Annotated in this window: 11 protein-coding genes; 5 read left to right on the top strand and 6 right to left on the bottom strand. The window is 71.9% G+C overall.

Annotated elements, in window-relative coordinates; genetic code table 11:
• Positions 1–14: 14 nt before the first annotated feature.
• Both ACFRAL_RS03035 and ACFRAL_RS03030 read right to left on the bottom strand, forming a co-directional pair.
• On the bottom strand, positions 15–1,178 hold the full coding sequence (locus tag ACFRAL_RS03035; RefSeq protein ID WP_336393873.1) for an acyl-CoA dehydrogenase family protein: 1,164 nt from the start codon (positions 1,176–1,178) through the stop codon (positions 15–17).
• A gap of 133 nt (positions 1,179–1,311) precedes the next feature.
• Positions 1,312–2,316 (bottom strand): M15 family metallopeptidase, encoded by a 1,005-nt coding sequence (locus ACFRAL_RS03030; RefSeq protein ID WP_378879571.1) that lies wholly within the window; start codon positions 2,314–2,316, stop codon positions 1,312–1,314.
• 425 nt (positions 2,317–2,741) lie between these two features.
• Here ACFRAL_RS03030 and ACFRAL_RS03025 point away from each other — a divergent pair, with 425 nt between their 5' ends.
• Positions 2,742–4,925 (top strand): intein-containing Rv2578c family radical SAM protein, encoded by a 2,184-nt coding sequence (locus ACFRAL_RS03025; RefSeq protein WP_378879569.1) that lies wholly within the window; start codon positions 2,742–2,744, stop codon positions 4,923–4,925.
• Between the two features lie 14 nt (positions 4,926–4,939).
• Here ACFRAL_RS03025 and ACFRAL_RS03020 read toward each other — a convergent pair whose 3' ends face one another.
• Both ACFRAL_RS03020 and ACFRAL_RS03015 read right to left on the bottom strand, forming a co-directional pair.
• Complete coding sequence (locus ACFRAL_RS03020; protein WP_378879566.1) at positions 4,940–5,860, bottom strand: SGNH/GDSL hydrolase family protein; 921 nt, start codon at positions 5,858–5,860, stop codon at positions 4,940–4,942.
• A gap of 109 nt (positions 5,861–5,969) precedes the next feature.
• Positions 5,970–6,929 (bottom strand): alpha/beta hydrolase, encoded by a 960-nt coding sequence (locus ACFRAL_RS03015; protein WP_336393877.1) that lies wholly within the window; start codon positions 6,927–6,929, stop codon positions 5,970–5,972.
• A 70-nt stretch (positions 6,930–6,999) separates the two neighbouring features.
• Between ACFRAL_RS03015 and ACFRAL_RS03010 the strand changes: the two genes are divergently transcribed.
• Both ACFRAL_RS03010 and ACFRAL_RS03005 read left to right on the top strand, forming a co-directional pair.
• Positions 7,000–7,662 carry a TetR/AcrR family transcriptional regulator gene (locus ACFRAL_RS03010; protein WP_378879563.1) on the top strand — a complete coding sequence of 221 codons (663 nt, stop codon included), beginning with the start codon at positions 7,000–7,002 and terminating at the stop codon, positions 7,660–7,662.
• A 58-nt stretch (positions 7,663–7,720) separates the two neighbouring features.
• A complete protein-coding gene (locus tag ACFRAL_RS03005) occupies positions 7,721–8,989 on the top strand; it encodes a glycosyltransferase (protein ID WP_378879561.1) in 1,269 nt (422 codons plus the stop codon).
• Positions 8,990–9,019: 30 nt separating this feature from the next.
• Here ACFRAL_RS03005 and ACFRAL_RS03000 read toward each other — a convergent pair whose 3' ends face one another.
• On the bottom strand, positions 9,020–10,639 hold the full coding sequence (locus ACFRAL_RS03000; protein WP_378879559.1) for a DEAD/DEAH box helicase: 1,620 nt from the start codon (positions 10,637–10,639) through the stop codon (positions 9,020–9,022).
• A gap of 1,182 nt (positions 10,640–11,821) precedes the next feature.
• Between ACFRAL_RS03000 and ACFRAL_RS02995 the strand changes: the two genes are divergently transcribed.
• Positions 11,822–12,442 carry an antibiotic biosynthesis monooxygenase gene (locus ACFRAL_RS02995; protein ID WP_378879556.1) on the top strand — a complete coding sequence of 207 codons (621 nt, stop codon included), beginning with the start codon at positions 11,822–11,824 and terminating at the stop codon, positions 12,440–12,442.
• Between the two features lie 11 nt (positions 12,443–12,453).
• On the opposite strand, the gene ACFRAL_RS02990 is transcribed toward ACFRAL_RS02995, so the two are convergent.
• Positions 12,454–13,713, bottom strand: coding sequence for an LCP family protein (locus ACFRAL_RS02990; protein ID WP_378879553.1), 1,260 nt, complete (start codon positions 13,711–13,713; stop codon positions 12,454–12,456).
• 133 nt (positions 13,714–13,846) lie between these two features.
• On the opposite strand from ACFRAL_RS02990, the gene ACFRAL_RS02985 reads away from it, so the two are divergent.
• Positions 13,847–14,929 (top strand): DUF998 domain-containing protein, encoded by a 1,083-nt coding sequence (locus ACFRAL_RS02985; protein ID WP_378879550.1) that lies wholly within the window; start codon positions 13,847–13,849, stop codon positions 14,927–14,929.
• Positions 14,930–14,935: the final 6 nt, after the last annotated feature.

The following is a 14,935-nucleotide window of genomic DNA, read 5'->3' as shown; positions in this document are numbered from 1 at the left end:
GGTCGTGGCATCCGTCAGCGCTTGCCGACGATCTGGCGCGAGACGATGTCGCGCATGATCTCGTTCGTGCCGCCGTAGATGCGGTGCACGCGGGCATCGAGATAGGCGCGGGCGATCGGGTACTCGGTGATGTAGCCGTAGCCGCCGTGCAGCTGCACGCCGACATCGAGGAGCTCGGCCTCGCGGTCGGTCGTCCAGAACTTGACCTTCGCGGCCTCCTCGGCGGTGAGCTTCTCATCCCGGTAGAGCATCATCGCGCGGTCGACGTAGGCCCACATGACGTCGACGGTGGTGGCCATGTCGGCGAGCTTGAAGCGGGTGTTCTGGAAGTCGGCGATGCGCTCGCCGAACGCCTCACGGCTGAGCACGTAGTCGCGGGTCCACACGAACGCGGCCTCGCCCGCTGCCGCCGCCGCGACGCCGATCGACAGGCGCTCGAGCGGCAGGTTCATCATGAGCTGGATGAAGCCGAGGCCCTCCTTGCCTCCGATGAGGTTCTCTTCGGGAACGAAGACGTCGGTGAACGACAGCTCGGCGGTGTCCCAGCCGTGGAAGCCCATCTTCTCGAGCTTCTTGCCGTGGTCGAAGCCCGTCATGCCGTCCTCGAGGATCAGCAGGCTGAAGGCATCCGGCCGGTTGCCCTCACCCGTCTTGACGAAGGTGACCACCATGTCGGCGGTCTTGCCCGACGAGATGAAGGTCTTCGCACCGTTGACGATGTAGCCGCCCTCGACGCGCTTGGCGGTGGTCTTGATGCCGCGGAGGTCCGAGCCGGCGCCGGGCTCGGTCATCGCGAGGGCGCCGAGGATCTCGCCGGTCGCCATGCCCGGCAGCCACTTCTCCTTCTGCTCCTGCGTGCCCATGTGCACGATGTAGGGCACGGCCAGGTCGTCCTGGATGCCGAGGGCGCCGGCCAGCGAGCCGAGGCCCGCGCCGATCGTCTCTTCGAGCACGATCGAGCGGAAGCGGTAGTCCTGCAGCATGCCGGCGCCACCGAACTCCTCGGGCACCGACAGGCCGATGATCCCGGCCTCGCCCGCCGCCAGCATGGTGGCGCGGTCGATCTCGCCGTCGCGGTCCCACTGCCGGCGCTTCTCGTCCGAGGCGTAGCGCTTGATGAACTCCTTGACGACGTCGCGGAAGGCGTCGTGGTCCTCGTCGTAGATATCCCGCTCCATGGCAGGCGAACCTCTCTCTTCGTCGAGCCGGCGTCCCGTCGCGGCCCCGGTACCCCGATCCTACGCCGCGCCCGCGACATCCAGTCTCACTTCTCGTGGGATTGAGTTCCTTCAGCGGGGACGCCGCTCCCGCTCACTGCGCGTAGTCCGGCGCGGGGGCGAGGGCGAAGAAGGCCTCCAGCGACGTCCACCCGCCGTCGTGGTACGCCTTGGCGAGTTCGGGCCCGATGTAGCGCAGGTGCCAGGGCTCCGGCAGGTACCCGGTCACCTCGGTCGCGCCCTCGACGTAGCGCACGATCCACCCGTGCTCCCACGCGTGCGCAGCGACCCACTGCCCCTGCGGCGTCGCAGCGAGGTCGTCGAGTGTGCCGCAGGCGCCGGCGCACGCGACGACGTCGGCCCCGAGGCCCAGCTGGTGCTCGCTGTACCCGGGCCGCGCACTGACCTGATCGGCACGGTCGCCACGCTCTGCGAAATGCCGCCCGTAGGTCTGCTGCTGCGTCTGGTATGAGCGGAACCCGCTCTCCAGGGCGATCTCGCCGACGCCAGCCGTGCGCGCCGCATTGACGAGCGAGGTGAGAGCGGATGCCGCCTCCGTGCGCAGGGCGCCTCCCTCGATGTTGCGCACGCCGTCGGGCAGCACAAGGCCGCCGGGGCGATAGTCGATCGGAGACGCCGGCCGCAGCTTGTCGACGACGGCCCAGATGCGCGATGAGTCGCCGAGGTCCACGCACGGCGCACGGCCGTCGACCACTGCCGAGCGGAACGCCTCGCCGCCGCCCGCGGCGACGATCGCCTGCTCGTCGGCGCCCGAGCGGAGCGCGGTGAGGAACTCGGGCAGAGCGCACAGGTCTGCGGCCAGCGGCGACTGCTCCACGGCGGGCACGGGGAGCTGCTCGATCTCGCGCGCCTCCAGCGTGGTGGCGAGCGCCGCCTCGACCTCTGCCGGCGGGGCGGGCGGCAGCATCGCGGCCGTCATCGCCGCCGAGCCGAGCAGCAGTGCCGCACCTGCGGCGAGGCCCGCCACCGCGGCGACGCGGCCCGTGAGCCGCCGGGGACGCGCGTGCCGGACCGGCTGCGCGTCCTCGCCGACGGCGAGGATCTCGGCGCCGCGGGCGGCCCGCCGCTCACTCGTCACCGGGCGGCTATGGCGCGCGACGCGCCCGCCCGGTCGCGCTCGCAGCGAGGGAACCGGATGCGTCGCTGCCGTGTCGGGCGCGGCCGCCGCAGGGGAGGTGGTGCGAGGCGCGGACGCGGGGGATGCGGTGTGAGGCGCGGACGCGGGGGAGGCCGTGCAGGCCGCGGCAGCGGGTGCAGGTGCGGCGGACGCGGCGTCCGGTGCGACCGCGGCGGACTCCTCCCGGGCGCGCCGCGCCGCCTCATCGCGCATCGCTCGGGCAGCGCGACGAGTCTCGGGAACGGCTCGGGGGGTGGCGAGCCGGCCAGGCTCCGTCACGCCTGCCATTCTGACCTGGACGGAGCATCGGCGCACGCTTTCCCGCGATGTTCGACACGCCGCCCCGGTGTCTTGACGCGCTTTCGAATTTTTGTTCTCATGGGTGAATGCGTTGGCAGGGTCAGGAGCTGGGTGTGGCGGATGCCGCGGCCCTGCCCGGCCTCGAGCAGCTCAACGGCCTCGTGCGCTCGGTCACCACGCCCGAGTTCGCCGGCGTGACCTTCCACGAGGTGCTCTGCAAGTCGGCGCTCAACCATGTGCCGCTGGCGTCCGCGATGCCGTTCGACTGGACCGTGAACCCGTACCGCGGATGCAGTCACTCGTGCGTGTACTGCCTGCATCCCGACACGCAGGTTCTGATGGCCGACGGACGCAGCAAGCGCATCGGTGACGTTCGCGCGGGTGACGAGGTCGTCGGCACCCGTGGGGAGGGCGCCTACCGCAGATACGTCCGCGCGACAGTCTCCGCACAGTGGGAGACGCGCAAGCGCGCGTATCGTGTGACGCTCGCCGACGGCACCGTGCTCGTGGCGAGCGGTGACCACCGCTTCCTCACCGAACGCGGCTGGAAGCACGTGCAGCCCGCACCGAAGGGGGCGCCGCAGCGACCGCACCTCACGACGAACAACAAGCTCCTGGGCTTCGGCCTCGGCGGCACCTCGTCCCCCGCGCTTCCGACGGATGCGTACCAGTCGGGCTATCTCTGCGGCATGATCCGCGGTGACGCGATGATGCTCAGACGGTCGTACCCGCGAAGCAACGGGCGAGGGACCTATGTGGCACATAGATTCCGGCTCGCTCTGGGGGATTCTGAGGCGCTGGACCGCTCCCGCGGCTACCTCGAGGCGGCAGGCGTGCGGACGACCCTCCGCAGATTCTCGGCCGCGACGGCAGAACGCCGCGAGATGAACGCCATCTTCACTTCACGCGGGTCGGATGACGACGCGATCACAGAACTGATCGGGTGGCCGCTTGACCCGTCGCCAGAGTGGTCTCGGGGGTTCCTTGCCGGCGTCTTCGACGCCGAGGGGAGCTGCAGCCGGGGAGTGCTGCGGATCACCAATCGCGACCCCCGGATCCTGTCTGCGATCTGCGGCGCCCTCGACGCGCACGGCTTCCCCCATGTGCAGGAGCCGCCCCGCGCGAATGGCGTGAGCGCCGTGCGGCTGCTCGGCGGGCTCCCCGCCCGGCGCCGGTTCTTCGAGCTCACCCAGCCCGCGATCACCCGCAGACTGTCCCTCATCGGCGACGCCGTCAAGTCCGCCGCACCACTGCGGGTGGTCTCCATCGAAGACCTCGGCGAGACGATCGACATGGTCGACATCACGACATCGACGGGTGACTTCATCGCGAACGGGGTGATCAGCCACAACTGCTTCGCCCGGGGCACGCACGAGTACCTGGATCTCGACGCCGGGCGGGACTTCGACACGCAGGTCGTCGTGAAGATCAACGTCGCCGACGTGCTCGAGAAGGAACTGCGGCGGGGCAGCTGGCAGCGCCAGCCGGTGATGCTCGGCACCAACACCGACCCCTACCAGCGCGCCGAGGGCCGCTACCAGCTCATGCCGGGCATCGTGTCGGCGCTCGCCGAGTCGGGCACGCCGTTCTCGATCCTCACGAAGGGCACGCTGCTGCGGCGCGATCTGCCGATGCTGACGGATGCCGCGGCCCACGTGCCCGTCACGCTGGCCATGTCGATCGCGGTGTTCGACGACGAGCTGCAGCACCTGATCGAGCCGGGCACGCCGAGCGCCTCCGCCCGGCTGCAGACGGTCCGCGCGGCCGCCGACGCGGGCTTCCGCGTCACGGTGTTCCTGATGCCGATCATCCCGCACCTGACCGACTCGACAGCAGCGATCGACCACGCGCTGTCCCGCATCAAAGAGGCCGGCGCGATCCGGGTGGTCTACGGCGCACTGCACCTCCGGCCGGGCGCGAAGCAGTGGTTCATGCAGTGGCTCGAGCAGCGGCATCCGGAACTCGTGCCGTCGTATCGAGGGATGTACCCCGGCGTGACCGCGAATGCGCCGAAGGCGTACCGTGCATGGCTGGCGCAGCGCGTGCGGCCGCTCCTGCGCGCGCACCGGCTCGACGGGCGCGCCGAGGAGGAGCACGGGCGCGGGGCGCCGGTGGCAGGACTCGCCGACCGCGCCGACGCACGCGCCGCTCCGATCGTCACGACCTCACGCGGGCGTGCCGCCGCCGCGAGCACGAGGAACGCGACGGCGAGGAGCACGACGGCGAGGAGCGCGACGCTCGGCGCCGAGGCATCCGGCCGGCTCTTCTGACGGCGAGCCCGCCCTCAGCCGGCCAGCGTCACGCGCACGGCCGCGGCGTACGCGACGTACCCCGCGCTGTTGGGGTGGAAGGCGTTCCTGCTGCTGAGCCACCGGAAGTCGTTGATCCACGGGGCGGTGCTGCCGATGCCGTGTCCGGCGAAGTCGTCCTCGACGTCGACGAAGCGGGCGCCGTTGGCGACGGTCACCTGCTCGATGACGTCGTTCAGGACGACGGTCTGGTCGTTCACCTCGTCCGCCCACGTGTACTTGGGGTTGACGCCCGAGGAGTTCTCCCAGAACAGCAGCGGGTACCCGGTCACCACGATGCGCGCAGTCGCGGCCTTGGTGCGGATCGCCCCGATCACGTTCGCGATGCTGGCCTTGAAGGCGTCCGAGGTCGCGATCGCGGACCCCGCGGCGATCTTCGAGGAGCAGGTCGAGGTGACCAGGACGAAGCAGTTCTGCATGACGTCGGCGAACCCGACGTCGTTGCCGCCGACGGTCACCGTGACGATGCTCGCGTCGGCGGGGATGCCGGCGACCTGCGTCAGCACCGCGGACGTGTTGGCGCCCGAGCAGGCGAGGAAGGCGACGAGCCGCTTGTCGGGATCGGCGTCGAGCAGCTTCGGGTAGCTCTTCGAGCTGCGGTAGCAGGAGCTGTCGAGATAACTGTCGGCGCCCACGCCGGCGGCGAAAGAGTCGCCCACCGCCGCGTACGCGGGTTCGACGGTGCCCCCGCCGCCTCCGCCGCCTCCGCCGCCGCCGTTGCCGCCGCCGGGCTTGTCGGGCTTCGCGGCCGCGACCGGCGCGGCCCAGCCCGCCTCAGCGGGGGCCGCGACGGCGAGCAGGCATGCCACCGCCAGCGCGGCGACCACCGCAATGACGGCGCGCAGCCGGCGCCGCGAATCCTCGTGCGTCCGCACGCGTGTGATCGAGACGTCCATCGGAATACCCCCAGTGCTCTCGACCCCCCAGTCGACTCGACGCCTTCGTCGATGGTCACAGCAATACCACAGCGGCCATCGGGGCGGAAGGGCCCCGCTGCGACGGGGCTCAGACTCCCACCGGCACGGAGCGTGCCGCGCCGGCGGGGAGCGGTGCCGGCTCAGGTCGTCCCTGGGCGATCGGCGGGGCCGATGGCGCCGCGGCGACGGCCGGTGCGGCGAGGTGCGCCAGCACCGCGTCGAGCACGACGTCTGCCGCGAGCAGCCGGTTGTGCCCGAGTCCGCGCGTCTCCAGAAGACGGGCACCGGGATGCGCCGCCGCGATGCGCTGCGCCTCCGCGAAGGGCACGAGGCGGTCTTCACGGTCGTGGGCGATCAGCAGCGGCACCGTGGCCGGCACGGGCCGCTGCACGCTCGACAGCCACGCGAACGGGTCGGGCTCACCCGGGAAGTACCGGCTCGCGAACAGCTCCTTCATCCGGAGCGACACGGCATCGGAGTAGCCGAGGCCCGCCTGGAACTGCGTGAGCAGCGCAGCGGCGTCCGCCGGCGCGGCGATGGTGACCACCCGCGATGCCCGGATGCCTCCCGCGGCGCCGATCAGCGTGGCGAGCCCGCCGAACGAGTGCCCGATCATGGCCTCGAACCCGCCGTGGCGCTCCTGGAGGGCCGCGAAGACGTGGAGCCAGTCCACGAGGTACGTGCGCCGCCCGGCCGAGTTCCCGTGGGCCGGCGCGTCGAACGCGACGACACGGTAATCCTCGGCGACGAGCTCGCGGATGAGCGGCGCGAACTGGCTGGCGCGCGCATCCCAGCCGTGCGCGAGCAGCACGACCCGGTTTCCGCCGCCCCACTCGTACGTCTCGACCTCGGCACCGCGCCGATCTACGCCCGCGACCGTGACACGACCGCGTCGGGCGCGGGACATCGTCGGCTCGTGGTCGGGGTGAACGGGCCGCGGTCTGGCGACGCGGCCGAAGAGCGGCATCGCGACGGCGGCGCCCCACCGGGGCGAGAGGGCGCCTGCGGCGCGGACGGACGTGCCGGCGACGGCGGCTGCGATATCCATGATGCTCCGATCCGAAGAATACGAACGGTCGTACTTATGAATACGAACGATCGTACGGTAACCTCGAGGCATGGCACAACCCCCCGTCGACCGCCGCCGCCTGCGCGGCGACGAGTCGCGGCGTGCCGTGCTGTCACACGCGGTCGACACGGCGACGGTCGAGGGTCTCGACGGCCTCACGATCGGCCGGCTGGCGGATGCCTCGGGGCACAGCAAGAGCGGCATCGCCACGCTCTTCGGGTCCAAGGAGCAGCTGCAGCTGGCCGTCGTCGCGGCGGCGCGAGAGGTCTTCATCGATCGGGTGGTGGCGCCCGCCCGTGCCAGGACACCGCGCGGGCTCGTCCGGGTCTGCGCGCTCCTCACCGACTGGGTCTCCTACTCGCGCGACCGCGTGTTCAGCGGCGGGTGCTTCTTCGCGGCGACGTCCGTCGAGTTCGATGCCAAGCCGGGTGCCGTGCGGGACGCCGTCATCGCCGCCTCGGGCCAGTGGGAGGAATACCTCACCGCGAGCATCGAGCACGCGATGGCCGCCGGCGAGCTGCCGCTGCTCGACGATGCGCGCCAGCTGACGTTCGAGCTGGTGTCGTTCCTCGAGGCCGCCAACACCCGCTCCCTGCTGCACGCGAGCGATGAGCCGTACCGCCGCGCCGAGGTCGCCGTCCGCGCCCGGCTGACGGCGCTCGGCGGTGACCCCGCGCTGGTCGACGCGATCGGCGCAGCCTCCACGCCCTGAGCCGCGTCCGCGCCGCGCGCCCCTGGCGCGGACCGGATGCGCGGAGGACGATGTCGGGATGGCGCGCTTCCTGCTGTCGGCGATGCCGTTCACCGGGCACGTGACCCCGCTGCGGGCGATCGCGCACGCGCTCGTGGGGCGCGGGCACGACGTGCGGTTCTACACCGGCTCGGCCTTCCGGGCCGCGGTGGCGGCATCCGGCGCGGTCCTCGTGCCATGGCGCAGCGCCCCGGACTTCGACGAGAACGATCTGCGCGCGTCGTTCCCGCGACTGGAGGGCAGGAAGGGCATCAGGCAGGTCTTCGTGAACCTCGAGGACGTCATGATCGGCACGGCCCCCGCGCAGGTGGAGGATCTGCAGGCGGAGTGGGACCGGGAGCCGTGGGATGTCGTCGTCGCCGACGAGACCTCGGTCGGCGTCGCGCTCTTCGCGGAGCGGACCGGATGCCCCTGGGCCACGGTCGCCGTGCTGCCGCTGAGCCTGCCGAGCCGGCAGGGCGCCCCCAGCGGCCTCGGCCTCGCGCCGGGCCGCAATCCCCTCACGCGCGCGAGGGATGCCGCCCTCCGCGCAGTGGCGCCGCTGCTGATGCGTCCCCTCGTCGCACCGCTCGCCCGCGCGCGCGCCGCCGTAGGCCTGCCGGCGGACGCGACGCCGTTCGCGGCAGCGGTGTACTCGCCCGAGCGCATCCTCGCCAGCGGCGCGCCACTGCTCGACTTCGCCCGCGCGCGGCCCGACCACCTGGACTTCGTGGGACTGCTCGCGGCGCCGGCATCCGATCCCGGCCCGCTGCCGGGCTGGTGGGGCGACCTCGACGGTCGCACGGTGGTGCACGGGACACAGGGGACGCAGAACATCGATCCGGCCGACCTCATCCGGCCGGCGCTGGAGGCGCTCGCGCACCGCAACCTGCTCATCGTGGTGTCGACCGGGGTGCGCGGACGCGACAGCCTGCCGTTCCCGGTGCCGGGGAACGCCCGGGTCGCGGGATTCCTCCCCTACGACCGGCTGCTCCCGCGCACCGACGTCGTGATCACGAACGGCGGATGGGGCGGCACCCTGACCGCGCTCAGCCACGGCATCCCGCTCGTGGTCGCGGGCGGCGATCTCGACAAGCCGGAGGTTGCCGCCCGCGTCGCATGGACGGGAGCAGGCGTCGATCTGCGCACCGGCACGCCGACCGTCGGGCAGATCGCGCGTGCCTACGAGCGCGTCACGACCGACCCCGCGGTGAGGGATTCCGCAAGCCGCGTGGGCGCACAGCTGCGGTCGCTCGGCGGAGCCGCCGGAGCCGCTCGGCTGCTCGAGGCCTTCACGCTGCGCGGCTGACCGCCCCTGCGGCCGGCGCGCCCCTCGCCGTCAGCGGCGCTCGCTGTCGAAGAGGGGATCGCCCGGCCGCGCCTCGTCGAACGGCGCGTCGATGTCGGCGCGCTCGAGCAGCTCGGCGAGCCGTGCGCGACGGGAGCGGGTCACGAGGGTGACGACCAGGCCGCTGCGCCCGGCGCGTCCGGTGCGGCCGGCGCGGTGCAGGTACGTCTTGTACTCGTCCGGCGGATCGGCCTGCACCACGAGGTCGATGTCGTCGACGTGGATGCCGCGGGCCGCGACATCCGTCGCCACCAGCACGTCGATGCGCCCCGACGTGAGCTTCTCGAGGTTGCGGGTGCGCCGAGCCTGATCGAGATCGCCGTGCAGCGCGAGGGCCCGGATGCCGGCCTCATCGAGCTGCGCCGCGACCATCTCGGCGTACGCGCGCGTGCGCGTGAACACGAGCGCCTTCCCGGCCGCGCCGACGAGCGCCCGCAGGACCTCGGGCTTGTCGCGGTGGTCGATCACGAGCACGCGATGGTCGATGGTGCCGGAGCGCTGCGTCTCGCCCGCCACCTCGAACACGGCGGCCTCGGCGAGGAACTCGCGCACGAGCGTCTGCACCTGTCCGTCCAGCGTCGCCGAGAACAGCAGCCGCTGCGCCTCCCGCGGCGTGCGGCGCATCAGGCGCTGCACCGGCTCGAGGAAGCCCAGTTCGCACATGTGATCGGCTTCGTCGAGCACGGCGACGCCCACCTGCGACAGGTCGAGGGCGCGGGATTCGACGAGGTCCTCGATGCGGCCGGGCGTGCCGATGACGATGTCGATGCCCTTCTTGAGCGCGCCGAGCTGCCGCGCCTTGGGCACGCCGCCGTAGATCTGCGTCGTGAAGAGGCCGACGCTGCGCGCGATCGGCTGGATCGTGGCGTCGATCTGCAGCGCCAGCTCCCTCGTCGGCGCGAGGACCAGCGCGCGCGGCGGCCGGCCGAAGTCGCGCTTCTGCCCGGCCTGCGAGCGCAGCACGCTCTCGACGAGCGGCGCACCGAAGGCGATGGTCTTGCCCGAGCCGGTGCGCCCGCGCGCGAGCACGTCCCGGCCGTCCAGGATCGCGGGGATCGTCGCCGCCTGGATGGGGAACGGATGCCGCGCCCCGAGCTCGCCGATGGCCTTGACGATGTTCTGCCCCAGGCCGAGGTCGGCGAACGTGGCGCCTTCGACCTCGGTGGGCGAGACCGCCGCGGCGTCGAGCCGCTCGTGCACCACGTCCTGGCGGGTCGTCCGATCGGCGCGACCGGCGTCCCGGCGCGGCGCGGCATCGCGGCCGGGGCGCGAATCGCGGCCGGCGCGCGGGTCGCGGCCGGCGGCGGCATCCCGTCGCGGCTCTGCGGGGCGCGCTCGCTCATCGCGGGAGTGGCTCCGGATGGAGCGCGCCTCGTCGCGCCCCGCCCGCTCCTGCTCCGTCCAGCGACGCTTCGCGGGCGCCGGCCCGGCGTCGTCGCGGTGGCCGCGGTGCCCCGGGCTGCGGCTGCCGGGCTTCCCCGTCGACGATTCACCGGGACGCCGCTTCGCGTCGTCGCCGTCACGCGATCCGCCGGCGCGGTACTTCGGGTTGTAGCGCGGGTCGAAGTTCTTGGCCGCACGCCCCCCGCCGGGCTTCTTGTTCTTGGGCATCCGGTTCCTTACTGTGCGGTTTCGGCGGGCACCCGCAGCGCCGTCGGCGCGGGGTGGGCGGGGTGCGCCCAGCGTACTCGCGGCCGTCCGGCGACCCCTCCGATACCGCCTTCCGGGGGATCGGCGCAAGTTCTGGTCAGCGCTTGCCGGGCTCGGCAGGTTAGTGTTACCACAGGCGGCTTGCCGCTCAACAGCCTGGGAGGGCTGTTCCTGGGGAGTAGTCGTCGTATACCGATGGGCCCCGGACCGGGGATTCTATGGGGGGACGACCGGCACCGGGCTCACGCACCGAACCGATCGTGAGTCTCGAATGTCTCCCACGACCCTTTGCGATGCACCAAGTGCCCCACCGGTCCAGGACGGCGCCGTGATGTCGGCGGCCACCGCCACTCTCTCACATGTCGCGGCGGACACGGCGCCGGTGCAGGCGACGCGGCGTGACATCGTCGTGCCCGCCGTCAGCACGACGACCCGCCGGACGAGCGCCACGCCGTCGATCGTCTCGACGACCGCGCCGGCCGTGCTGCGGAGCGCGCGCCCGGCCGCAGAGACCGCGCTCATCGCGCACCGCGTCGGCAAGCTGGCCGTGCTGTCGCTCCCCGTCGGCGTGCTGGTGTCCGTTCTGACGACCAGCGACGCGACGTGGTGGCACCTCCACTTCTCGCAGCTCGGCACCCATTCCGACCTGTCGGGACGCACCTTCAACTCGATCGTGATCTTCTCGGGGTTCTTCCTCGCCGCCTACGGCGTGTTCCTGTCCCTCGCCCTGCCGGCCGGCATCGGCCGCCGCGCAGCGCGCGCGTTCCGCGGCTCGGTGGTCTCCGCTGGGCTCCACCTCACCGCCGTCGGCCTCGTGCCGATCCCGGTGAGCGCAGTGGTGCACGACGTCATCGCGAGCGGGCTCGGCGTGTCGTTCCTCGCGACGGTGGCCACGGGCCTGGCGATCCCGGGACGCAGCCGGCGATTCCGCCGGGCCACCGCTTTCTGCGTCGGCCTGCTCGCGGCCGGCATGGTCGTGCTCGCCGCGGACTTCATCACGCTCGCGCTCTTCGAGTTCGTCGCCTTCGTCTCGATGGGCGTCTGGCTCCTCTCGCTGCCGCGCGCCCTGGCCCACCGGGTGACGCCCGCGCCGGCGGCCGAGCAGGTGAGGCCTCCGGCCGGAGCGCCCCGAGAATGGATGCCATGGCAGAACCCGTGGCCCACCCCATCACCGTCGCGATCGAACGACGCATCGACCCTTCCCGCACCGTCGAGGCCACGAGCTGGATGCAGGCCGGCACCGATCTCGCCGCGGGCTTCCCTGGCTTCCTCGGGTCGGGCTGGGTCCGCGCCGGCGAGGCCAGCGACCTCTGGTACATGCTGTACCGGTTCCGCGACATCCCGACCCTCGAGGGGTGGGAGGACTCCCCGCAGCGCTCATGGTGGCTCGACTCCGGCCGTGCCTTCGCGAGCGAGGTCAGGGTCGAGCGCCGCACCGGCATCGAGGGGTGGTTCGACGCTCCGTTCGCCACGCACGTCGAGCCCCGGCATCCGGATCATCCCTCGTCACCGGCCACCGGTCCGGTGCAGCAGCCCATCCCGGCCGCTCCTCCGCGCTGGAAGCAGGCGGTCACGATCTGGCTCGGCTTCTTCCCCACGAACCTCCTCGCGTCATGGCTCCTCGGCTTCGTCCCGGGCTTCACGGAGTGGCCGCTGATCCTGCGCGTGCTGCTGGCGACGCTGCTGCTGACGCCGGTGATGACGTACGCGGTGCTCCCGTGGGTGACACGGATGCTGCGCCCTTGGCTGCAGCCGGGCGCCTGAGGCCCCCCGGCTCAGCGATTGCCCGCCGAGCAGGTCGCCTGCTCGGCCGTCGACCCGGTGATGTTCTCGGAGAGGACGACGGGCTCCTCGACCGGGTCGGGCGCGCTCGTGCCGCCGGTGCTGGGGCTCGGCGACGGGTCGGTCGTCTCGGGCGGGGCCACCTCGATCACGCCGCCGTTCGACCCGGCGTCGCCTGCCACCTGGAGGGGCCGGTTGGCCGCCAGGGCGTCCCACAGTCCCTGCGCCGCAGCGTGGTCCGGGACGACCCGGTTGCGATCGTAGGGGTCCTCCAGCACCGGGTACTGCACGAACACGATCTGATCCAGGGGCACGTCCTTGCCCGCGAGCGCGAGTTGCACGATGCGCAACGGGTCCGCGAGCGACTCGGTCGGCGTGATGTTGTCGGCGGCGGTGGCGGCGAGCCGGAACAGCGTGGCCGGGTTCGCGAGGACCTCCTCGCTCGTCAGCTTCCGCACCAGGCGCGACATGTACTGCTGCTGGTTGCCGATGCGCGCCAGGTCGCTCTGATCGCCCACGCCGTGCCGCGTGCGCAGGAACTGCAGCGCCTCGAAGCCCGCGATGGTCCGCGGCCCCGGCGGCCAGTCGATCCCGGTGAACGGGTCGCGCATCCCGTCGTTGCCGATGCAGACCTCGACCCCGCCGATGGCGGAGGTGATCGCCACGACGCCGCCGAAGCTGACCTTCGCGGCGAACTGGATGTTCTGCTGCGTCAGGTTCGACACGGTCTTCGTCACGCACGCGAGCCCGCCCAGGCGGTACACCGTGTTGATCTGCAGCTTGGGGATCTCGTCGGTCGTCGAGCCGTCCGCTTGTGTGCACGACGGGACGGGCGTCATGAGATCGCGCGGGAACGACACCACCGTCACCCGTCGCGGGTCGTCCGAGACGTGGACGAGCACGTTCACGTCGTTGAGCTCGTTCATCGAGTCCGGCCCGGTGCACCGCGGCCCGATCGCGGCGACGAGCTCGGGCTCGCATTCGTCCGTGCCGACGACGAGCAGGTCGAACGGCCCCTCGATGGGGCCCATCTCGGGCGGCGGCAGCGGCGTCTGGTCCTGCAGGACCACGGCGTCCTCGGCGAAGCTCGCGCTGAGGTCGTAGAGGAAGTATGCGACGACGGCTCCGCCTGCGACGAGGAGCGCCGTCGCCGTGACGCCCGCGATGGTCAGCGCCTGGCCCAGGGGGGTCGGCGAGGTCAGCGGCGCGTGACGCGCGACGGTCCGTCGCTTCGAAGCCCCCCAACGCGACAACGGGATCACCCCTTCCCCCGCGTCCTTGCGATCCTGTCATCCTCCCACCGCTGCGCGCATCCCGGGAGAACCGTCACCGAATCTTGACGCGCCGGGCGACCCACGCGACCCGTGCCGGTCGTACCCTGACCTCGTGAGCACCGTGAACACCTCGCCGCGTGATGCCGCAGCACCCACGCCCGGTCGCCGGGCGGAATCCGAGGCCGTCTATGCCGCCCTCGGCGCGGGAGTGGTCGGCGCCGTCTACGGCTTCTTCGTCGGCGTGTTCGCTCCCGATCTTCAGCTGGCCGGGCAGGCGGACTCGTTCGCCGTCTGGGCGGCGGCCGGCGCGACAGTGGTCGCCGCCGTCGCATCGACGGCCGAGTACTGGCGTGCGCGCCACCGGCCCGGGCAGGAGTGGCGGCAGTCCCTGCCGTCGTGGAAGTTCATCGTGAACACGATCTCGGTCGTGATCGTGCATGCGGCCCTCGCGTTCGTCGCCGTGTACGCGCTGTACCGCGTGCTCGCGATGGGCTTCATCGGGCTGCCGATCGTCACCTTCTGGGCCGTGGTGCTGATGTCCGTGACCCTCGGCCTCACGACCTGGGTCGTCTTCCTGTCGGTGTCGGCGATGACCACCCAGCGCATGTCGACGCTGCTGTTGGCGTTCATCGCGATCGGCACGCTCACCGCGATGGTGACGACCCCCGATCCGCGCTGGTGGACGATCCACTTCAGCCACCTCGGCACCTTCGAGGACGACCTGTCGAGCTGGGTCTTCAACGGCACCCTGATCGCGGCGGGCCTGCTCGTGACGACGTTCGCGGTCTACATCGCCAACGACATGCGCGCACTCGCGGCGGCGGGGGTCCTCGAGAACCCCCGCGCGCCGCGGACCGTGCCGGTGCTCTTCGTGATCATGGGCATCATGCTCGCGTGCGTCGGCGTGTTCCCCGTCGACGTGAATCTCGCGCTGCACAACATCTCGGCCTCGGGCATGGCGGCGATGTTCCTCGTGCTGCTGATCGGGGGCCCCAGATTCTTCCGAGGGATGCCGCGCACCTACTTCGTGGCCTCATGGGCGTTCCTGGCCGCGATGGCGGCATCAGTGATCCTCTTCATCCCGGCCATCGGGTTCTTCTCGCTCACCGCCTTCGAGATCATCGTCTTCGCGCTGGTCTTCGGCTGGATCGCCGTCTTCATCCGCTTCCTCGGCGTCGCCGGTCGGCAGGACTGACGCCCT

Source organism: Microbacterium sp. NPDC056736 (assembly GCF_042790415.1).
Lineage (GTDB): Bacteria > Actinomycetota > Actinomycetes > Actinomycetales > Microbacteriaceae > Microbacterium.
This window is presented reverse-complemented; position numbering and strand designations above follow the sequence as displayed.

Coding starts and splice junctions, on each gene's coding strand:
- ACFRAL_RS03025 (WP_378879569.1), top strand. CDS start 2,742: ATGCGTTGGCAGGGTCAGGAGCTGGGTGTGGCGGATGCCGCGGCCCTG.
- ACFRAL_RS03035 (WP_336393873.1), bottom strand. CDS start 1,178: ATGGAGCGGGATATCTACGACGAGGACCACGACGCCTTCCGCGACGTC.
- ACFRAL_RS03010 (WP_378879563.1), top strand. CDS start 7,000: ATGGCACAACCCCCCGTCGACCGCCGCCGCCTGCGCGGCGACGAGTCG.
- ACFRAL_RS02995 (WP_378879556.1), top strand. CDS start 11,822: ATGGCAGAACCCGTGGCCCACCCCATCACCGTCGCGATCGAACGACGC.
- ACFRAL_RS03000 (WP_378879559.1), bottom strand. CDS start 10,639: ATGCCCAAGAACAAGAAGCCCGGCGGGGGGCGTGCGGCCAAGAACTTC.
- ACFRAL_RS03005 (WP_378879561.1), top strand. CDS start 7,721: ATGGCGCGCTTCCTGCTGTCGGCGATGCCGTTCACCGGGCACGTGACC.
- ACFRAL_RS03020 (WP_378879566.1), bottom strand. CDS start 5,860: ATGGACGTCTCGATCACACGCGTGCGGACGCACGAGGATTCGCGGCGC.
- ACFRAL_RS03015 (WP_336393877.1), bottom strand. CDS start 6,929: ATGGATATCGCAGCCGCCGTCGCCGGCACGTCCGTCCGCGCCGCAGGC.